16 protein-coding genes are annotated in these 21206 nt (G+C 41.8%); 9 read left to right on the forward strand and 7 right to left on the reverse strand.

What is annotated here, in order from left to right:
* The first annotated feature begins 17 nt into the window (after positions 1-17).
* Positions 18-2708: a hybrid sensor histidine kinase/response regulator gene (locus tag SYN7509_RS0217445; RefSeq protein ID WP_009633414.1), complete on the forward strand. Its 2691-nt coding sequence runs from the start codon at positions 18-20 to the stop codon at positions 2706-2708.
* Here the strand turns inward: SYN7509_RS0217445 and SYN7509_RS0217450 are convergent.
* A complete protein-coding gene (locus tag SYN7509_RS0217450; protein ID WP_009633415.1) occupies positions 2705-5002 on the reverse strand; it encodes an NACHT domain-containing protein in 2298 nt (765 codons plus the stop codon). The two genes, SYN7509_RS0217445 and SYN7509_RS0217450, sit on opposite strands and share 4 nt — an antisense overlap.
* Positions 5003-5823: 821 nt before the next feature.
* Here SYN7509_RS0217450 and kdpA point away from each other — a divergent pair.
* From kdpA to SYN7509_RS0217475, 5 genes are all read left to right on the forward strand, one after another.
* On the forward strand, positions 5824-7509 hold the full coding sequence (gene kdpA, locus SYN7509_RS0217455; protein ID WP_009633416.1) for a potassium-transporting ATPase subunit KdpA: 1686 nt from the start codon (positions 5824-5826) through the stop codon (positions 7507-7509).
* Between the two features lie 38 nt (positions 7510-7547).
* Positions 7548-9626 (forward strand): potassium-transporting ATPase subunit KdpB, encoded by a 2079-nt coding sequence (gene kdpB / locus SYN7509_RS0217460; RefSeq protein WP_009633417.1) that lies wholly within the window; start codon positions 7548-7550, stop codon positions 9624-9626.
* A gap of 7 nt (positions 9627-9633) precedes the next feature.
* The gene (gene kdpF / locus SYN7509_RS0217465) at positions 9634-9861 is read left to right on the forward strand and encodes a K(+)-transporting ATPase subunit F (protein ID WP_009633418.1); all 228 of its coding nucleotides are present in this window, start codon (positions 9634-9636) and stop codon (positions 9859-9861) included.
* Positions 9862-9864: 3 nt separating this feature from the next.
* The gene (gene kdpC, locus SYN7509_RS0217470; protein WP_009633419.1) at positions 9865-10467 is read left to right on the forward strand and encodes a K(+)-transporting ATPase subunit C; all 603 of its coding nucleotides are present in this window, start codon (positions 9865-9867) and stop codon (positions 10465-10467) included.
* A gap of 120 nt (positions 10468-10587) precedes the next feature.
* Entirely contained in the window at positions 10588-12093 is a 1506-nt protein-coding gene (locus tag SYN7509_RS0217475; protein ID WP_009633420.1) for a methyl-accepting chemotaxis protein, read from the forward strand.
* Between the two features lie 75 nt (positions 12094-12168).
* On the opposite strand, the gene SYN7509_RS0217480 is transcribed toward SYN7509_RS0217475, so the two are convergent.
* The 3 genes from SYN7509_RS0217480 to SYN7509_RS0217490 all read right to left on the reverse strand — a co-directional run bounded on the left by SYN7509_RS0217480 (position 12169) and on the right by SYN7509_RS0217490 (position 14605).
* On the reverse strand, positions 12169-12522 hold the full coding sequence (locus SYN7509_RS0217480; RefSeq protein WP_009633421.1) for a DUF1257 domain-containing protein: 354 nt from the start codon (positions 12520-12522) through the stop codon (positions 12169-12171).
* 148 nt (positions 12523-12670) lie between these two features.
* On the reverse strand, positions 12671-14179 hold the full coding sequence (ycf46, locus tag SYN7509_RS0217485) for a stress-responsive protein Ycf46 (RefSeq protein ID WP_009633422.1): 1509 nt from the start codon (positions 14177-14179) through the stop codon (positions 12671-12673).
* Positions 14180-14260: 81 nt separating this feature from the next.
* Positions 14261-14605: a slr0373 family blue light stress response protein gene (locus SYN7509_RS0217490; protein ID WP_009633423.1), complete on the reverse strand. Its 345-nt coding sequence runs from the start codon at positions 14603-14605 to the stop codon at positions 14261-14263.
* 205 nt (positions 14606-14810) lie between these two features.
* Between SYN7509_RS0217490 and SYN7509_RS0217495 the strand changes: the two genes are divergently transcribed.
* From SYN7509_RS0217495 to SYN7509_RS0217505, 3 genes are read left to right on the forward strand one after another with little or no spacing between them, the layout of a single operon-like run.
* A complete protein-coding gene (locus SYN7509_RS0217495) occupies positions 14811-15959 on the forward strand; it encodes an NAD-dependent epimerase/dehydratase family protein (RefSeq protein ID WP_009633424.1) in 1149 nt (382 codons plus the stop codon).
* Position 15960: 1 nt separating this feature from the next.
* Complete coding sequence (locus SYN7509_RS0217500; RefSeq protein WP_009633425.1) at positions 15961-16215, forward strand: DUF4291 family protein; 255 nt, start codon at positions 15961-15963, stop codon at positions 16213-16215.
* A gap of 11 nt (positions 16216-16226) precedes the next feature.
* Entirely contained in the window at positions 16227-17357 is a 1131-nt protein-coding gene (locus SYN7509_RS0217505; RefSeq protein WP_009633426.1) for a glycosyltransferase family 4 protein, read from the forward strand.
* Between the two features lie 101 nt (positions 17358-17458).
* Here the strand turns inward: SYN7509_RS0217505 and SYN7509_RS0217510 are convergent, their stop codons facing one another.
* The 3 genes from SYN7509_RS0217510 to radA all read right to left on the reverse strand — a co-directional run bounded on the left by SYN7509_RS0217510 (position 17459) and on the right by radA (position 21084).
* Positions 17459-17722 (reverse strand): DUF7219 family protein, encoded by a 264-nt coding sequence (locus tag SYN7509_RS0217510; RefSeq protein WP_009633427.1) that lies wholly within the window; start codon positions 17720-17722, stop codon positions 17459-17461.
* Positions 17723-18046: 324 nt separating this feature from the next.
* Positions 18047-19573 carry a hypothetical protein gene (locus SYN7509_RS0217515; protein ID WP_028954406.1) on the reverse strand — a complete coding sequence of 509 codons (1527 nt, stop codon included), beginning with the start codon at positions 19571-19573 and terminating at the stop codon, positions 18047-18049.
* A 17-nt stretch (positions 19574-19590) separates the two neighbouring features.
* Positions 19591-21084: a DNA repair protein RadA gene (gene radA, locus SYN7509_RS0217520; protein WP_009633429.1), complete on the reverse strand. Its 1494-nt coding sequence runs from the start codon at positions 21082-21084 to the stop codon at positions 19591-19593.
* Between the last annotated feature and the right edge of the window lie 122 nt (positions 21085-21206).

Here is a 21206-nt window from a genome sequence, read left to right on the forward strand (position 1 = left end):
ATAACTAAAAAAATGCTATGTCTCAAGACAAAGAAGCAGAAATTAAACATCAATTTTTAGAAGAAGCTGAAGAACATATCGCCAAAATTGAATCGGCGCTGTTAGAACTTGCAAGCACTAAAAGCGATCGCCTTTTTGACGCTATATTAAGAGCCGCCCATTCTCTCAAAGGCGGTGCAGCCATGATGGGCTTTCAGACATTAAGCAGTTTGGCTCATCGTCTGGAAGATTTTTTTAAAATCTTAAAAATTAAGCCAAGTTTAATCGATCCAGAAGTAGAAAAGTTATTGCTAACTGGGGTGGATTGTCTAAGTCAAGTCGTCAAATTAAATTTTCGCGGCGACTTAAAGGACGAGCAATGGTTAGAATCTGCTAATCCAGCTTTTGAGCAACTACACCAAATCCTCGGTGAATCTCAAACAATTGCCGACACTATAGCCATTGTGTCCGAAGATGGGCAAGACATGGCGGGGTTGATTTTTGAAACGGAAGTAGAAGAATATCTACAACGCTTAGAATCGCTACTAATTGCCGATCTGCCAGCGATGGAATTGCAAGCAGAAGTAATCAATATGGCGCAGGAATTGGGTAGTTTGGGGGAAATGTTACAGATAGAAGCTTTTACGAGCTTGTGTCAGTCTGTAGTGGAGCAACTAGAAGCAAAGAGCGATCGCACTCTAGAAATTGCTCAACAAGCCTTGCAAGCTTGGCGTACAACCCAAGCAACTATCTTAGTTGGCGAACTTCATACCCTGCCAAAAAGTCTAATTACCGACCAATACAGGCAAGAAGACTCCCAATTGCTCGATCTAATTATGCTCGCAGACTTTGAGCTTCCTGTTGAAAAGGAGGAATTAGCACCATCTGTAGGGCTAGAGGAAGGGGCTGTAAGCCTTAGCTTATCAGGATTAGCCGCAACTAACGACGAGCCGGAAGCCTACTTAGACAGCACGGTACGAGTACCAACTAAATTACTCGAGCGCCTCAATGATTGGTTTGGCGAACTAACTATTGCTCGTAATAGCGTCAATGTATATACAGAAAGACTCCGGGATTTGAGTAGCTTACTTAAGTTGCGAGTCCGGGCAATGCAAAACTTGGATAGTAACTTAGCAATTAGCAGCGCCAATATTTTTGAGCCCAGCGATTACTTTTTGCCTCAAACTATGCTACAAGACCTTGTGCGCCTGCAAGAAGTTACTAATGATATTGATTTGACTTTGGCAGAAACAGATCAAAGTGTTGGCGAACTAAACCGAGTTGCCAAGCAGTTACAAACTAGCTTAACTCAAGTCAGGATGCGACCTTTTGCTGACCTAGTGGCTAGATTTCCTCGCTTTATTCGCGAACTTGCTTCAGAATATGGCAAAAATGTTGAGTTCAAAGTTAGCGGCGAACAAACTCTCATTGATCGCACTATTTTGGAAGCATTAAATAATCCTTTGATGCACCTGCTACGCAATGCTTTCGATCATGGGATCGAAAAGCCAGAAATTCGCTCTGGTTTGGGTAAGCAAGCCGTAGGGACAATTGAAATTAAAGCGGCTTATCTTGGCAACCAAACGATAATTACCGTCAAAGATGATGGTGGGGGCATAAATTTAGAGCTGCTTCGCGCTCATGCTCAACAATTAGGCATCGAGCCGCCTAGCGAGGAAGAACAACTTTTAAGTTTAATTTTCGAGCCAGGATTTAGCACCGCAAGTCAAGTAACGGCTTTGTCTGGTAGAGGGGTAGGTATGGATATTGTGCGCACCAACTTAAGACAAATTCGCGGCGATATCAAAGTTGATACCCAGTTAGGGGTGGGGACAACCTTTACTCTTAGCGTTCCCTTGACATTATCGGTTGCCAAAGTAATTTTAGTTGAAACTAATAGTATTTTGTTAGCGTTTCCTGTGGAGTCTATTAGAGAAATTCTATTACCCAATCCCAACCAATTTTGTGAAATTGCTGGCAAGGAAGCGATTAGTTGGGAAGGATTGATTGCGCCTTTAATTCGTTTAGATCAATGGTTAAAACCACGTCAACAGTTTGAACAAATGGCATTTTACACCGAACCCACAGTATTAACAGTCGAAGATAATAACGAATGGGTAGGATTACTTGTAAATCGTTCTTTAGGCGAACAGGAAGTTGTAATTCGTCAGGTAGAACCGGGAATAGCTATGCCTCCAGGTTTTAGTAGCTGTGCGATTTTAGGCGATGGGAGAGTTGCGCCGCTAGTAAATGTTCCGGCTTTACTTACATGGATTGCTAAAAGTAATCGCGCGATCGCTAATTTGCCTCCAAAAGTTACTGACTTTGAATTAGAAAACAAAAAAGATACCATTTTGGTAGTAGATGATTCTATTAATGTCCGACGTTTTTTATCGTTAACTTTAGAAAAAGCTGGCTATCGCGTAGAACAAGCCCAAGATGGACAAGAAGCTTTGGAAAAACTCTTAACTGCTTTGCCCATTAAAGCTGTAATTTGTGATGTTGATATGCCTCGCTTGGATGGTTACGGCTTTTTAGGGCGGGTTAAATCCAACTCTAAATTTAAACAATTACCGATCGCCATGCTGACTTCTCGTAGCGGGACTAAAGATCGCCAGTTAGCCATGCAACTAGGAGCAACAGCTTATTTCTCTAAGCCCTACAACGAACATGAATTGCTTCAAGCTATCAAGCAAATGGTAGATAATACTTCTAAGCAGAAAGCTTAATTTTCTGGCGTAGTTATTAATACTAAAGTATCTTCAATTGTTTGCCGGACTGACCGACTCATATAACTATTAGTACCAAGACAACTAACTAACAATTTGTTGGCTTCATAATACTGTTTTAGCCTTTCCCATTCTTGATGATTGAAGTCCCAGTTGTAACCAAAATCCCGGTGAGAAACAATAGTCGCTCTTAATTCTTCTGTCCAGTCATGATTATTTACTACCCACCATTGTTTAAACTTTTCGTTGGTATCCGTAAATGGTGTTTGCTTTTCTAGCTGAACTATAGCTTGTTTTAGTTCTCGATTGACGTTGTGCGATCGCTGCTTAGTTCTATCTAAGACATTTTTAAACACTCGCACGGGCTGACTTGCAAAGTCAAGAATATAGTTAAGAGTCAAAGCTCGATCTAAAGCCAAATCCAGCGCCAAGTCGGGGCAAAGTTCTCGTGTAAACTTATTATCTATCAGTCTTGCTAAGTCGAGCGTACCACCAACAGAGTTTTGTTTTCTGGCAATATCCAAATCTAAATAAAAAGCTCTAACTTTGTTTAGTTTATGCTTGGAAGATACTGCATGAGATTTGTTGTCTATCCACTTAATAAAATTTTGTAGCTTTTTATTATCCGCAACTAACGCATCAATTTGATCTTTGAGCATCAAAAGCAAATAATCAGCATTGCGGAGCATTCCGACGGTTAGTAAAAAAACTTCTCGCCAACGTTTTTCTGTGATGTTGCTAACTAAATCTCGTAAAGTTGTTTCTAAAACTTGCGGATTGGAACTTGAAACAATTTCTTTAGCAGCAAAATACTCTTGAAAACTCAAGTGAGAAAAAGAGTAAATTCCTCGCGCTCTTTCTACCAATAGTCCGTGTTGAGCTTCAATTGATTTGACTACAGCTTCGCTATCTAGTTGTAACACCTCAGTTTCCGTACTGACATTAGGTAAATTGCAAATATAATCGGCTATATGTTGCTCTAATTCATTTTGTTTAAAAAAATAGTCGCCTCGCTTGAAGGTTAATAAAGCGATTTGACTGAGTAGGTCTTCTTTATGCTGTAAGGATAATTTTTTGTATATTTGCGATCGCTCAATATTTCTTTTTGCATCCCATTTGCGTAATAGTAAATGCAACCCTTCTTGATAAAGCTCAGAGCTATTAGCAGGGAAGTCGGCTATTTCTTCAAACATCAAACATAGCATAGTTAACAATAGCGGATTAGTTGCTATTTCTTGAATCGGCGGGTTTTTATGGAGCTTCCCTAAAAACTTACGGGTTTTACTTGGCTCTTTTTGGGCAAACCAATTTTGGGCAAATTTAGCTACTTGCTCCTGGTCAAAGTCGGCAATTTCTACTTCAGTAAATTGTTCTAAAGTGTATTCGTGGGTGGCAATGCGGCAAGTAATTACAAAGTAGTTATTATGAAATTTTTCGCTAAAAATATGCACTTCTTGCAGGACGCGATAGCAATCTATTTCTCTAACTTCATCAAGTCCATCTAATAATATTAGCCCCTTGCCTTGGCTAAGTATTTCTTCTGCTGCTTCAACTTTGTTGACCCCATAACCAATAAATTGCTCCGTCACATAATCTAGCAAATGCAAACAATTTTCATCTTCAGCAAAGTCTTTAAGAGTAATGAAAATTGGCACTTTATCCGCTTCTAATTTGCCAGAATTACACTGCACTGCTAAATATTTTAAAAAAGTTGTTTTTCCCGCTCCTGGTTTGCCCAAAACAAACAGTTTAGGATGATTTTTAAGAGCTTCTAATCCCGATACTCGGCTTTGAATTATTTGTCCTAATCCAGGACGATCAAAATCATCAGCAACGCATACTTGAAGTAGGTCTGCAACGCCCAATCGCCGTCTTCCAATAATTTTTTCCAAGACATTGACGTTGGTATAAATATCATCTAACTCAACAGGTTGGGACATATCTAGCACGCGCATTATGCCACACCTTTGCTGAATACTCGCGTATCCTTTTGCTTTTACTTCTGCTACTAAATCATTAATATTATCGTCATTAATGCTGGTTTCTGCTAATTTAGTTGTGTGATTTTCACTCAAATCAGCGACTTCTTGCCAAGATAACTGTAGCTTTTGACAAATATGATGGAAATTCTCTCTTCCTACAGGTTTTCCTGCAAAAAACTTTTGCAAAGTAGCGCGAGACATTTCTAAATCGGCGGCTAAGTCAACTTTGGTAGGAAAGGCTAGAACAGCTTGTTTTGCAAGGTTAATTCCTTGGCTTGACGCTTTTAGCGATCGCTTCGATCTTACTATCATACAATATTGGAATAACTTAGAAACTTAGCTGGGTTACTTATGAATACAAAACAGATTTGATAATTAAGATAAGAAATTAAAATAATTGCATTTGTAAAATCTACCCATTTAATTACTTAGTATATTTTAATCTCCTCCTTCAGGCTGATAGCTAACTCTACTAGCTGTTTTAAACACTAAGTTTTTATAAGTATTTATTAAATATATATTTATTCTGCACAAATAACTAATTTTATTATTAAATCATAAAATCTTTCTACATTGCATTTTTTATCACAAAATAGGTTTTTCTGAAGGCTGATTTTTAGTAAGCTTTTACTTCGTTACTTAGTACCTTCTATACTAAAAAGCTGAATATAACGGCGATAAAATTGCCGAATTTGAATATTTATTTAAGGCAAAACCCTTAGCAGACTAATAACTGCCGCTATCTACCGAAGCTACATAATTACAATAATCTATCTGAAGATAGATGCAAAGTTGAGAAGTACAAAGAGCTTGCTAAAAAGCATCAAGTCTATATAATTACTTGACATAGCTATTAATAGTGCGAGATTCTGTTATCTGTGGAAAAAGTCATAGATACAAGCAATTGGCAGCCCCAACAGGAGAATAACAAGCATCCGTGCAAGTCGGATTATCTTAGGTATAAGCAATTGGTATCAAATAAGTTCTGTTAGCTTGCTAATGCTATTTAAAGCAGCGACAAAATCGTCAGATATCAATAGCGATCGCTCGTTTAAAATCAAGATATTGATGATGTGGCTAATGATACCAACTAGCACATCCAAAACTAATCAAATGGAAAGTAATTTTCATCAATGTTGCAAGGAATTTTTCAAATTGCTTTGACGCTATTACTCATAATAGCGATCGCCTATCCCCTTGGCAGATACATAGCTCGTTTGTTTTTAGGGCAAAAAACCCTCCTCGACCCGTTAATGAATCCGATAGAGAGCATTCTCTACAAAATAGGAGGCGTACAGGCAAAAGATGATATGACGGGCTGGCAGTACGCCAGAGCAATACTATATAGCAACCTAGTCATGGGAATAATAGTATTTTTGCTCCTTAGCACCCAAGGATTATTACCTTTAAACCCTACAAGCTTAACTGCTCCAGTTTGGCACTTATCTTTACACACAACAATTTCTTTTTTAACTAATACCGACCAGCAGCACTACTCCGGTGAAACAACATTAAGTTATCTCAGTCAAGTATTAGGGCTGGGATTTTTAATGTTTACCTCAGCAGCGACGGGTTTAGCGGTAGGTATTGCTTTTATTAAAGGCTTAACGGGACGACCATTAGGCAACTTTTACGTTGATGTAACTATTTCCATTACCCGAATACTGCTACCGCTATCTTTTGTGGGGGCAATATTGCTAGTAATTTTAGGCGTACCAGAAACCCTAGCCGCCCCGGAAACAGTGACGACTTTAGAAGGAGCAACTCAAACTATTGCTAGAGGCCCCGTAGCTCATTTTGAAGCGATTAAACAATTAGGGGAAAATGGCGGCGGTTTTTTTGGCATCAACTCCGCCCATCCCTTTGAAAATCCTAATCCTGCCACAAACTTGCTCGAAACTCTGGGAATGGTATGTATTCCCGCCGCCTTGATTTTTACTTACGGCATAATTGCCGGAAATCTTAAACAAGCTTGGCTGTTATTTGGGATGGTATTTTTACTTTTTACGTTTCTAACTTTCCTTACTGCTGTAGGAGAATTTCAAGGAAACCCCTTAGTAAATACTCTATTAGATACACCGCAGCCAAACTATGAAGGTAAAGAAGTTAGGTTTGGCTGGGCGCAAACTGCATTATGGGCAGTTACCACCACCGGGACTATGTGCGGTGCAGTCAATGGAATGCACGATTCTTTGATGCCCAATGGAGGCTTTTCAACCTTACTCAATATGTTCTTACAAATTGTTTGGGGCGGTCAGGGAACGGGAACAGCCTACTTATTTATTTACTTAATTTTGTCGGTATTTGTCACCGGGTTAATGGTGGGACGTACCCCAGAATTTTTGGGGCGCAAAGTAGAACAACGAGAAATTGTGCTGGCTAGTGTAGTGCTACTGGTTCACCCGATTGTAGTTTTAATTCCTAGTGCGATTACCCTTGGCTTTGCCGATTCTTTATCAGGAATTAGCAACCCAGGATTTCACGGGCTGGCGCAAGTAGTATACGAATATACCTCCGCCGCCGCTAATAACGGTTCGGGTTTTGAGGGATTGGGAGACGCGACTATTTGGTGGAATCTCAGCACGATTGTGAGTTTGCTAGGGGGTCGCTACGTGCCGATTATCGCTATTTTGCTATTAGCAGATAGTATGAGGCACAAACAACCCGTACCCGAAACTTCCGGGACATTGAGAACTGATACGCTTTTATTTACCACAGTTACAGCCGGAATAATTTTAGTTTTGGGCGTACTGACATTTTTCCCAGTTTTAGCTTTAGGGCCAATTGCGGAAGCTTTTAGCCTTGCAAGTCAACAGTAGAAACATTTATCAGACTTCGAGATTACCAATTACCCATAATGGATGCAAATACTCAACCAAGCGCTCCTCGTTCGTCACGCCGAAATAAGCCTAAAACCAACACTAAAGGGATTTATTCAAGAGCCATCAAAGAGGCTTTTGTCAAGCTAAATCCCAAGCAATCCATCAAAAACCCTGTAATGTTTTTGGTTTGGGTAGGCACAATTGTTGTTGCTTTATTAACTATCGATCCGAATTTGTTTGGCCCGGTGCAAGGGGAGAATTTACGGCTATTTAACGGTTTAATTGCGTTAATTTTGTTTTTTACGGTTGTTTTTGCCAACTTCGCCGAAGCGGTAGCCGAAGGACGAGGTAAAGCTCAAGCTGATGCTTTGCGTTCCACAAAATCCGATACGATCGCACGTTCGCTATTACCAGATGGTTCAATGCAAGAAGTATCCTCAACAACTCTGCATCGAGGAGATACGGTTAAAGTCATTGCTGGCGACATTATCCCCGCCGATGGTGAAGTTATAGCCGGAGTCGCATCAGTAGATGAATCGGCAATAACTGGCGAATCTGCCCCGGTACTGAAAGAGCCAGGATCGGACGTTGCAAGCTCCGTTACTGGGGGAACGCGGATATTATCGGACGAATTAACTATCCGGATTACCTCAGACCCTGGTAAAGGCTTTATCGATCGCATGATTGCCTTAGTTGAAGGCGCGGAACGTTCTAAAACCCCCAACGAAATAGCTTTAACAGTATTACTTGCGGTGTTGACGCTGGTATTTTTGTTTGTAGTCGCTACTTTAAACGCGATCGCAAATTATGTTGGAAGTCCCGTTAGTGTTACGGTTTTAGTTGCTTTACTTGTGGCATTAATTCCTACAACTATCGGCGGCTTGCTCAGTGCGATCGGTATTGCCGGGATGGATAGGGTAGCTCAATTTAATGTCATAGCCACCTCTGGAAGAGCGGTAGAAGCTTGCGGCGACGTGAATACCTTGGTTTTAGACAAAACCGGGACAATTACTCTAGGAAACCGCCTAGCGGAAGAATTTATCCCCGTTAACGGTCACTCAATGGCAGAAGTGGCTAAAGTAGCTCTAGCTGCTAGTATTTTTGATGAAACACCCGAAGGTAAATCTATTGTGCGGTTAGCGGAAAAACTAGGCGCAACGGTAGACTTCGATCGCAGTGCGGCGGAAGGATTGGATTTTTCAGCTAAAACTCGCATGAGTGGCACAAATTTACCCGATGGGAGAGAGACAAGGAAAGGTGCGGTAGATGCGGTTAAAGGGTTTGTGCGATCGCGTAGTGGAACTTTAACTCCCGATCTCGATACTGCTTACGAAAAAGTTTCTAATCTTGGTGGTACGCCTTTAGCTATAGCTTTAAATAACGATGTTTACGGCGTAATTTATTTAAAGGATATTATCAAGCCTGGTATCCGCGAACGTTTCGACCAATTGCGGCGTATGGGTGTCCGCAGTGTCATGTTGACGGGAGACAACCGCATTACGGCTTCGGTAATTGCGGCGGAGGCGGGTGTTGATGACTTTATTGCTGAAGCTACCCCGGAAGACAAAATCGAAGTTATTAAGCAAGAACAAGCTCAAGGTAAGTTGGTAGCAATGACTGGAGACGGCACTAATGACGCTCCGGCTTTAGCACAGGCAAATGTAGGCGTAGCAATGAATACGGGGACTCAAGCCGCCAAAGAAGCCGCCAATATGGTCGATTTGGACTCTGATCCCACAAAACTGATTGATATTGTGGCAATTGGTAAGCAATTACTAATTACTCGCGGTGCTTTGACTACTTTCTCGATTGCTAACGATATTGCGAAATACTTTGCCATTATTCCGGTAATTTTTGCTTCAGCGAAGTTAGATAGTCTCAATATTATGCGTTTGACTAGCACCAATTCCGCCGTATTAGCGGCACTGATTTATAACGCTTTGATTATTCCGGCTTTGATTCCTTTAGCATTAACAGGGGTAAAATTTAGACCTTTGACGGCGAATCAATTGTTGCAAAGGAATATCTTAATTTATGGCTTAGGGGGCGTGATTGCGCCCTTTATAGCGATTAAAATCATTGATTTAGCGATCGCATTAGTGGGTTTAGCTTAAAAAAAACATGGAAATAATTAATCTATTGAAGGGAATTGAGTGGCGCAGGCAAAAAATGCCCCTATTCGCCTTTTTACTCCTTTGTTTAAATTTAGTCATTGCACCCGCCGTTTATGCTGCTTCTAGTGGCGCATTAGAACGCCGTCATGCTTACGCTTTGGGGATACTGGGTTTATTGACCTTTGGACTTGTTATTTACTTATTTGTGGTCGTTTTTCAACCGGAGCGATTTTAGCTTATGTCAGTCATTGGCGAAACTACCAAAGCAATTCGGATGACTTTAGTATTGTGGGTATTAACAGCGATTATTTATCCTGTATTGGTTTTAGCCGTCGCTCAAGTGGCGTTTCCCTATCAAGCTAACGGTAGCTTAGTCCAAAATCTAGAAGGAAAACTAATCGGTTCAGCTTTAATTGGTCAAGCTTTTACTACCGAGCAATATTTTTCTACTCGTCCCAGTACCAGCACTTACAGCCAAGGAAAAGAAGCTGCACCGACGGGTTTATCGGGTGCTAGTAATCTTGCGCCTAGCAATCCTGACTTACTTAAACGCATTCAAGAAGAAGTTACAAGGTTGCAGGAAATCAATGTACGACCTACCGCCGACTTAGTTTATACTTCAGGCTCTAGCTTAGATCCCCATATTACTGTAGCAAGTGCGATCGCCCAGTTGGATCGAGTTGCCACCGCCCGAAATTTAGCTAGTGAAGATATCGCGCCGTTAATTGTCAAACATACTCAAGGAAGATTTTTAGGTATTTTTGGCGAACCGGGAGTAAATGTTTTAGACTTAAACCGCGAACTTGATATTCTTACCTTGTCTCGTCAAAATACACAATAAGGCATGAATATTTTTTGAAAAAATCATGGGAAATATCTTCAAACTTAGTTAGTTTCTATTAGATAGCGGGAACACTAGATAGTATCAGGAGTAAACCTTATCTATCAATCGCCTAAAGTTATGGACCAAGCTATTAAAAAAACAGATATTCTCCCAAATCCCCAATCTTGGTTCGCCAACCAAAACTCATCAGGCGCTACAAATCGTTTCCAACTGCTAACTATTCCTCTAGCTCTTACGGTGTCGTTATGTGCAGGTATGGGTTGGTATGTGTGGGATTCTTATAATGCTTTTAAAAAAATTCAAACTCAAGACTTACAAATTCAAAAATTGAGCGGTGATATTACTTATTTAGATGAAGTATTAACTTCTAGCGCTCGTTTAGCAGCTACTACCAGCAACAAGCGCTGGGAACAGCGTTATCTCGATTATGTCCCAAAACTAGATGCGGCTCTAGCCGAAGCTCAGAAATTACTACCAAATGTCTTTAAAAGTGACGCATTTACTAAAACTAACATCGCCAACCAAAAATTAATTGCTCTAGAAACCCAAGCTTTTGAGCTAGTAAATAAAGGCAATCAAAAAGCCGCCGCCGCCTTGTTACTAGGTTCAGAGTATGAGGCGCAAAAAGAAATTTATTCCCAAGGGTTAAAAGAAGCAACCGCAGCTTTACAAAAGTATGTAGATTCAAATATACAAGCAAAATCTCAACAGGCATTTGGTGCGATCGCCCTGCTTATAATTGCTTTAGTTATTTTACTATTTGCCTGGATAAGTGTATTGCGAACCATGCGGCGCTACGACCAAGCGATCAATAGTGCGGGGTTGCTAATTTCCACAAGTTCTCATGAAATTGCTGTCACCGTCCAACAACAGGAACGAGCGATCGCTGGACAAGCAAGTTCAGTTAATCAAACTACAACTACAATCGAAGAATTGGGTGCATCTTCTCGTCAATCTGCCGAACAAGCAACCGCTTCGGCTTCAGGAGCGCGTCAGGCATTGGTTTTAGCCGAGGAAGGAACTAAAGCCGTACATCAAACCATTGCCGGAATGTCTACCCTTAAAGACAAAGTGGAAGCGATCGCTCAAGCAATTATCCGCTTAAGCGAACAGACCAATCAAATTAGCGGTATCTCTGGTTTAGTTGGCGATTTGGCTAACCAAACTAATATGCTGGCACTAAATGCCGCCGTAGAAGCCGCGCGTGCGGGGGTACATGGTAAAGGCTTTGGCGTAGTAGCAAGTGAAATTCGCAAACTTGCCGATCAAAGTAAAAAATCTGCCGATAAAATCACCGCTTTAGTAGGAGATATCCAATCTGCGATTAATACAACAGTTATGGTGACAGATGAAGGGACTAAAACTGTAGATAAAGGTTTAGAGCTTACTAATTCTACAGCTACCACCTTTGCTGGATTTGCTGATTCTATCAATAATGTATTTCTCAACAGCCAACAAATTGCTCTTAGCGCTCAACAACAAGCTTTAGCTGTCCAACAGGTAGTTGCAGCCATGAACTCGCTTAATTTAAGCGCCAAAGAAAGCGCTACAGGTATTACTCAAGTTAAAGTCAGCACCGAACAACTCAACGAAGCGGCTCAAAAACTTAAAGCTGTTATCTAACTCATTACATGAAAAAGGGGTTAACCCCTATTAAACTGGGTTAACCCTCTAAACTTTGAAACGCGCTGGAATGGATTACTGCTGCACAACTAGCTTGACGTTGGCATTTTGTAAACCGCGTTGCTTGACTTCCGATAAAGTCTTGTTAACAGCGTACTTTTGGTTGATAGAGTTGATTAACTCAGTTTGGTTATGCTTTTTAGCAACGCCCCATAGGTCAGCGATTAGGTCAAAAGAACCATCGCTATTGCGTGACCAGCCTAAATCATATTCGCCTTCCAATACTGCAACTAGGTCAGCACGAACTCTTTGACCGTTGTAGCCGCGAACGTCAGCTTCGGTCTTGGTGTTGATGCCTAAGTCGCGTAAGGAAGCCTTGAGGATTTCGGCATCAGCGATCTTGGTGCGTAGAGTGCTAAAATGGGACATTTGGGTTTCCTCCTAGGAAATCTGAATTAAAACGACAACAGTCTCAGTCAGGTTTCGTCGCGCTGTTTGAAAAGGGATAACCAAGGCGACTTTTTGTCAACTGCTGGCAATTGCCAGCCTTTCCCCCTGTGGTAGCAGGAGAAAGCTTTTAAAACTCCATGCGCTGATATTCAGCTACGGAGGTTGCAGCAGGTCTAGCACGCTGTCTTGCCCAATCTCTCAAGGCGGTGACTTGTTCTGTCATGGTCTTCGACAGAGGCAGCGTGGACTTGATAGCCGCAATAATATCTAGCTGGGTAAATTCTCGGTCTTGAGCAAAAGCCTCGTACATGGCTGCAACTAATGCTTGCTCAATTTCTGCACCGGAAAACCCATCGGCAACTTTTGCCAATTGCTCTAAGTCAAAGCGAGTAATGTCGCGCTTGCGTTTGAGCAAATGAATGTTGAATATTTCTTTGCGCTCGTCTGCTGTAGGCAAATCTACAAAGAATAGCTCGTCAAAGCGTCCTTTACGTAAAAATTCCCCTGGTAAGCGTTCGACGCGGTTGGCGGTTGCCATCACAAATACCGGTGACGTTTTTTCCTGCATCCAGGTGAGGAAAGAACCAAAAATTCTACTTGATGTACCACCGTCAGAATCCGCCGAACCTGTAGTTCCAGCAAAAGCTTTGTCTAATTCATCGATGAACAAAATCGCTGGGGAAATCGATTCAGCCGTTTTTAAAGCATTTCGTAAATTTGCTTCACTTCGCCCCACCATCGAGCCATCGTAGACTCTACCCATATCTAGTCTTAGTAAGGGTAAACCCCAAAGACGAGAAGTGGTTTTAGCAATTAACGATTTGCCGCAGCCGGGTACGCCCAATATTAGCATTCCCTTGGGTTGAGGCAATCCATACTCTCTAGCTCTTTCGGTAAAGGCGTTAGAGCGTTGCTTCAGCCAGTGCTTAAGTTCGTCTAGTCCGCCAACAGCTTCTAGAGTTTCGTCTTCTTCAATAAATTCTAAAATTCCATTGCGGCGAATTAGCTGTTTTTTCTCCGATAGTACGATGTCTACTTCGTTCTCTGTCAAGCTGCCTTTGGTAACTTGAGCTTTACGATATACTTTCTCGGCTTCGTCCCTGGTTAAGCCTAGTGCTGCTTTTAGTAACTTTTCTCGTGCCTCAGTAGTAATTCTCCGGGTTTTGTTTTGGTCTAGTTGCTTGGACAAGACTTGATTTAACTCCGTCATGTCTGGCAAGGGGAAGTCAAGAACTACAACTTCTTTTTCTAGCTCAATTGGTACTTGCTGTACTGGTGACATCAAGATAATTGTTTTTTGGGTTCCCTTAAAGCTGGCGATCGCATCTCTTAACCACCGTGTTGTCGCCGGGGAATCTATAAACGGGTGTAAATCCTTAAATATAAATAATCCTGGCTCTTTCTGTCTAATAACCCATTCAATAGCGGCTTCTGGCGATACGGTGTTATGTTGGGTAACATTTCGGGGCTGACCGTATTCGACAATTCCATGAGTTACTGTCCAGAGAAATATGCGACGCACTGGTCTTACTTGGGCAATGGTAGAAATCGCGCTCTCTGCCCGTTCTTCCTCGGAGGTCACAAGGTAGATTAAGGGATATTGAGCTTGAATCAGAATATTTAGCTCTTCTTGCATGACCGTCAACCTACTTGGAACCGAATAAAAACAATTTTGGATACTTTGGGAAAATCACTTAGGCGATCGCCTGTCCTAAATTCACTTCAAACAAGGTACTAATTCTTCTTGACCTGCCGCCGTACCGGGTGTTACTTGAGCTACAGTCAATTTTTCTTCGTTTAATACTCCGCTAGAGCTACCTATGGCTACCATTTCACCGTCAGAGATTACTACAGTAGTGGCACACTCTGGGCAAGCATATAGCTGATGAGTACGACCGTGAATTGTTTCTAATTCCTCTACCATTTCTGGATGAGTTAGATAAAAACCAATTGCTTTTTCGGCTAGTTCGGACATTGGCTCGGAGTCAATTGCCGATCTGATTTTGAGCCTTCTATGTATTTCTGGAGTTAGGTAAAATGTAACCTTTTGCTTAGCTTGCATATGTCGTTTTTCAGTCTTGTTACCCGGGTATGTTTATCACCTTACTTGCCTCTTTTTGAATTGTCAAGACAGTATGCTGTTATGACAGCAATATTGTTACAAGTCGTAATAATTAATCGAAACAAGGGAAGTACGCTCAAATAGGTTATGGGTGTCACAAACCTGATAAATTTAGCGAGTATCAAGCGAGTAAGCATTGGTTAAGATGAAAGTCCTAATTATTGGTGGTGATGGCTATTGCGGCTGGGCAACCGCCCTATATCTGTCGAGTCGGGGTTATGAAGTTGGCATATTAGATAGTTTGGTGCGGCGGTATTGGGATTTACAGTTAGGGGCAGATACCTTAACGCCGATTGCATCGATTCAACAAAGAATTGAGCGCTGGCGGGACTTGACGGGTAAATCTATTGATTTATTTATTGGTGATATCAATAATTACGAGTTTTTAGATAAGTCGCTGCATCAATTTGGGCCGGAAGCGATTGTTCACTTTGGCGAACAACGTTCTGCGCCTTTTTCGATGATTGACCGCGAACACGCAGTATTGACGCAAGTAAATAACGTCGTTGGGACGCTGAACTTGCTTTACGCCATGCGCGAAAGCTTCCCTGATTGCCACTTAGTTAAGCTGGGGACAATGGGCGAGTATGGCACGCCAAATATAGATATTGAAGAAGGCTACATTACTATCGAACACAATGGACGCAAAGATACGCTACCTTATCCCAAGCAACCAGGTTCGATGTATCACTTAAGCAAAGTCCACGACAGCCACAATATCCACTTTGCTTGTCGAATTTGGGGCTTACGGGCTACCGATTTGAACCAAGGGATAGTTTATGGGGTGTTGACCGAAGAAACGGGAATGGATGAGCTGTTAATCAACCGTTTAGATTACGATGGCGTATTTGGAACGGCGTTAAATAGATTCTGTATTCAAGCAGCGACTTCGCACCCATTGACGGTATACGGCAAAGGCGGACAGACGCGGGGATTTTTAGATATTCGAGATACAGTAAAGTGCGTGGAACTTGCGATCGCATCTCCTGCCGAACCTGGGGAATTTAGAGTATTTAATCAATTTACCGAGTTATTTAGCATAGGTGACTTGGCGAATATGGTGGCAAAAGCTGGGTCAGCAATGGGATTAAAAGTACAAATCGACAATATAGACAATCCCAGAGTTGAAAAAGAAGAGCATTACTTTAACGCCAAAAACACTAACTTGCTCAATTTAGGTTTGCAACCGCACTATTTATCAGATTCGTTGCTTGATTCTCTGCTCAATTTTGCTGTGAAGTACCAACACCGAGTAGACAAAAACCAAATGCTTCCCAAGGTAAATTGGCGTTGAGATGAGGTCAATTACCGAACCTTACTTGACGCAAGTTGATAGATTGCCAAAAGTAGGCAATCACATTCTGGCGCAGTTTGATGAGTCCTCAATTGTCGTCTATCAAGCTTATCGTCCAGCGATTGGCAACTTCGCCGCCACCCAGGGTTATTTTGGCGGCGAGTTTAGTTTTGGGCGTACGAGTTGGATTGAGCCTAATTTCTTACTTGATACTGCTATCAAACTGGAACTAACACCAAATCCTGCCTGTAATTAACAATTTTTTGTATGCGAATTGCCTTATTTACTGAAACGTTTTTGCCCAAAGTTGATGGAATTGTCACACGGTTGCGCCATACTGTAGAGCATTTGCAGCGCAGTGGGAACGAAGTAATTGTTTTTGCTCCCGATGGGGGAATAACAGAGTATAAAGGGGCTAAAGTGTACGGTGTAACGGGGTTTCCTTTGCCTTTGTACCCAGAACTAAAAATGGCATTGCCAAGACCAGCGATTGGTCATGCTTTAGAGGAGTTTAAGCCCGATATTATTCATGTAGTTAATCCCGCCGTTTTAGGCTTGGCGGGCTTATATTATGGCAAGTCGTTAAAAATTCCCTTGGTGGCTTCTTACCATACTCATTTACCGCAATACCTGCATCATTACAACTTAGGAATGTTGGAGGGTTTGCTGTGGGAATTGCTTAAATCTGCTCATAACCAAGCACAGTTAAACTTGTGTACTTCAACGGCGATGGTGGCAGAATTAACCGCTCATGGGATTGAAAGAGTAGATTTGTGGCAAAAGGGAGTAGATACAGAGTTATTTCACCCAGAGTTGGCAACGGAAGAAATGCGATCGCACCTTAGCCAAGGTTTTCCCCAACACCCTCTACTACTGTACGTTGGGCGGCTATCGGTAGAAAAGGAAGTTGAACGAATTAAACCCGTTTTAGAAGCTATCCCCAATGCTCGTTTAGCTTTAGTGGGGGATGGGCCGCATCGAGCCGCGTTAGAACAGCATTTTGCGGGTACTCCCACGCATTTTGTGGGTTATCTCACTGGGAGAGATTTAGGCGCGGCGTTTGCTTCGGCGGATGCCTTTATTTTTCCCTCCCGTACTGAGACGCTGGGCTTAGTATTACTCGAAGCTATGGCGGCGGGGTGTCCTGTAGTAGCAGCTAGTTCTGGAGGAATCCCAGATATTATTACGTCGGGGATAAATGGATTTTTATTTGACCCGCAAATGGGAGATGAAGGAGCGATTTTAGCTACGCAAAGGTTACTCGCCCAGGCGCAAGAACGAGAAACTATCCGCCAAAACGCCCGCCTAGAAGCCGAACGCTGGGGCTGGGCGGCGGCGACGCTTCAGTTGGTGGCTTACTATGAAAAAGTCAGAAGTCTTTGTTTGGCTTATTCTTAGAGCTAAATTGCGATCGCCCAATAAATAACAAACTCTGGGGATTTTGAGGTTATTTGTTCGTAAGAGCGATCGCCTTAGGTTAGTCTATTTACTACTGTTTTTCAACTTTCGCCCGCATTGTTCTTGTTGTCAAAAGATTGACTACCAATTCCTAGCTGTTGTTTTGAGCGTTTGAGTTGCTTCCAAAGAGCGCGAATTTTCTCATAGGATTCTTCAGGAGAAAGCTTACCCGCTGTTTCCAAATTGCAAATATAGCTTACCCTTTGGGCAAATTCTTGTAAATTTGCATTAAAAACTAAGTTTTCTGGCTTAACTTGACCGTAATAGCGGCCGCGCGGGTAGAGAAAGTCTGTTTTATGATCCACTGCTTCTCCGTATTTTTTTAAAATGTATTTTGTTAATGAGAATTAAGCCTATATTTATTAGCCAGATTCTCTAAATATCTCTCAACCTAACGGTAATATAAACCTTATTCTAGCTTCTTAACCTCTTTTTAACCTAATATCTAGGTGCTGATGTTTATTAGCTGAGTTGATACTTAAGCTGATTGCGATTTTAACTGTTTTCAGCTTTTGCCTACAGTATCCCCAAGCACTACTTCCTCTGTCTAAAGAAGTAACTATAAGCAATGGGCTAAAATTTGTTCAAGCTGAGATTATGGTAGCTAGTTGTTTCTAATTGGTTCTTAATTATTTGCGTGGTACAAGCTTGATAATCGTTACTTTATCTGTGACGTTGAGGCTAATTCTATTATTCTTAATCGAGGTAGCTTTGGTAGACAAATTGCCCGCATCATCAAAAGTATAAATAGTAGCACTACGAATCGGGGTAGATAGATTTACTTGGGTTGGAATAGGTGGCGGATTAATTTCTCTAACTGGGGTGGTACTGGTATCTCCATTAGAAATTTCGTGCCAGATTATTAGGTAAAAATTGCCATCTCGTTTTTGTAATAAAAGGTCGTGTACGTACTCTGTGCGGTTATAACCTGGGGGTGCTGTACTTGAGAGATTATAATTTAACGTTTTAGGAATTATTTTCGAGCCTTGTGGATCGTTAAGGAGACTAATTAAACTTTTTAAGGCAGTGTAGGCGGGTTTTGGACTTAAGTTGTGGCGTAATAATCCATAGTTAGCTTCAGAATTGTCTGGTTGATTCCACTCATCTACAAGTTCATAAGAGCAAGTGCGGGGAACACGTTGACGAAAGTACTCCAAAAACAAACGCGGCATATATTTTCCATGCACTTTTTCAGAAATACCTCGTTCGCCTTTTGTCGTAAAGTAGCCCGTTTCTGTTGCTGCCATTGGCTTGCCTTTAAAAGGCGGGGCGTAAACATCAAAAGCATAAGGATTTCTATTAATATTTACTGAGGGAAAGTTGCCATGCCAATAGTATTTTTCAATTGTGTTGTATTTAAACGGATTATTAAAAGGATTGCCACCATTTGGGTAAGGATGAAAATTTCCCCAATCTACGTACTTACTCAAATCTCCTAAAGGTGATTTGCTGCCGTAATCGTAGGAACGCCCTAAAGATGGCCCAATGACTTTAATTTGATCTGTAGCGCGATCGCTTTTTAAGGCTTTGTAGGTATCTTTAGTCAAGCTCTCAATATAGCGAACCCAGTATAAAGAAGACTTTGGATCGTCACTGAGTTTGGTAGTATCACCTTTATACCAAGACAATCTTTTGTAGTTGAAATCGATTTCATTAGCGATTTCAACCGCATCAATGGCATTAGTCCCAACTTTGTTTTTGACAAAATCAGTAATGTTGTAAGCGGGAGGGGTAGCCCAGTAGGATGAATTAGCCGTAACTCCCAAAATTGGATACATAACGTAAGTAGTTTTAATACCCAAACGTCCTAGTTCTTTTGTTTTGTCAATTACATCTTTGGTTGCCCCACTATCGCGGATATGACGAATGCCAAGAGCGACTAATTTTTGCTTGACAGCATTATAATTTTGACCGTAGGGAGTATCGTAATAAGACCAATGAGTGGTGACACACATACTATCTACAAAACTATAGGCAGGCTTTGCAGCTTTGGAAGTGGCGGCAAAAGCTGGATTTGGTGTTGTAGAAGGCAAATTAGAACTAATTGTTACTTCTCGATCGAAGCAGCCAAGAGTCGTAACAATTAGCGTCAGCAGCAATAGTAATAGTTTTAGAGAGCGCATTGTAGTATCAATTAACAAGTTATTAATTAACAATGACCGTCGATGAAAGTTTAAGTTTCGTCTTCTTGGTCAGGCAAATCAAATTCTGCTAGGTGTTGAGGAGGGATAGCGGCAATAATCGCATCTATTACCTTCGCCACCGGGATAATTTCTAAACTGCTAATTTCGGGGTAGTTTTGACCTTTGGGAACGATCGCCCGTTTAAAACCAAGTTTTGCCGCCTCTTTCAATCGTAGTTCCATTTGGGAAACTGGGCGAATTTGTCCGCCTAAACCAACTTCACCCATTAATACTGTATGCGGATCGACAACGCGATCGCGGAAACTTGCCACAACGGCGATCGCTATACCCAAATCTACCGCAGGTTCTTCAACATTTAAACCCCCGGCGGACGCAACATAAGTATCTAATTTTGATAGAGGAATGCCTACCCGTTTTTCTAAAACTGCCAAAATCTGCAATAGTCGATTGTAGTCAACTCCTGTAGTAGAGCGGCGGGGAGAACTGTAGCTAGTAGGGCTTACCAAGGCTTGCAACTCTACAACAATGGGGCGAGTGCCTTCACAGGCGACGACAAGGGCAGTTCCGGGAGTACTTTGATCGCGAGTGCCTAAAAATAATTCTGAGGGGTTAGCAACTTCTCTTAAGCCTTGCTCAACCATTTCAAATACGCCAATTTCGTGAGTTGCGCCAAAGCGATTTTTGACCGATCGCAGCAAGCGGTGAGAAGCAAAGCGATCGCCTTCAAAATATAGTACCGTATCAACTAAATGCTCTAATACTTTGGGCCCTGCGATCGCGCCTTCTTTGGTTACGTGACCGACAATTAGTAGTGTAATATCTTCTCGCTTGGCTACTTTCATCAACGCCGCCGTACATTCCCGCACCTGCGCCACCGAACCTGGCGCAGAAGTCATAGAGGGTAAGTAAATTGTTTGAATACTATCAATTACCGCCACATTTGGTTTGAGGGATTCTAATTCGCGCAAAATTTCTTCTAAATCTGTCTCTGGCAAAACATAAAGATCCGCCCCCTCTCGTTTATTGTTAGTTATTTCAGCAACTTGACTCTGAGATTGCAATTTGTTAAAAACCCCTAATCTAGAAGCTCGGAGCTTGACTTGTTGCCCAGATTCTTCGCCACAAACGTAGAGAACGCGGTAGTTTTCAGCCAAAAGATTAGATACTTGCAATAGTAAAGTAGATTTACCAATTCCCGGATCGCCGCCAATTAGCACCAAAGAGCCTGGTACAATTCCCCCGCCTAACACTCGATCTAATTCACTGTAGCCAGAAAGCCAGCGCTCCTCGTCACGGGGAGTAATTTGAGCAAAAGTTAAAGCGGCGCGTGCTTTGGCGGGTTTATTTGATTTACCATTATTGCGCCCGGATTGGACTGCGCCTCGACTAGGAAGCATAGAACTACTTGACTCTATTTGCTCTTCTAAAGAATTGTAAGTTCCACAGTGGGGACACTTGCCAAACCATTGCGGTGAATCGCCTCCACAATCATTGCAAACGTAGTAAGTTCGAGGTTTTGCCATTGGTGTTTTTGAAGTTTTACGAAATATTTATATGAAGTAAATCTTAAGAAAGCTGCAAATCCAGTATTAGTAATACTCCCGGCTTCTTAAAACGATTAAATGAAGTGATAATCTTAATGGAA

Origin of the sequence: Synechocystis sp. PCC 7509 (genome assembly GCF_000332075.2) — a bacterium.
Taxonomy (GTDB): Bacteria; Cyanobacteriota; Cyanobacteriia; order Cyanobacteriales; family Chroococcidiopsidaceae; genus Aliterella.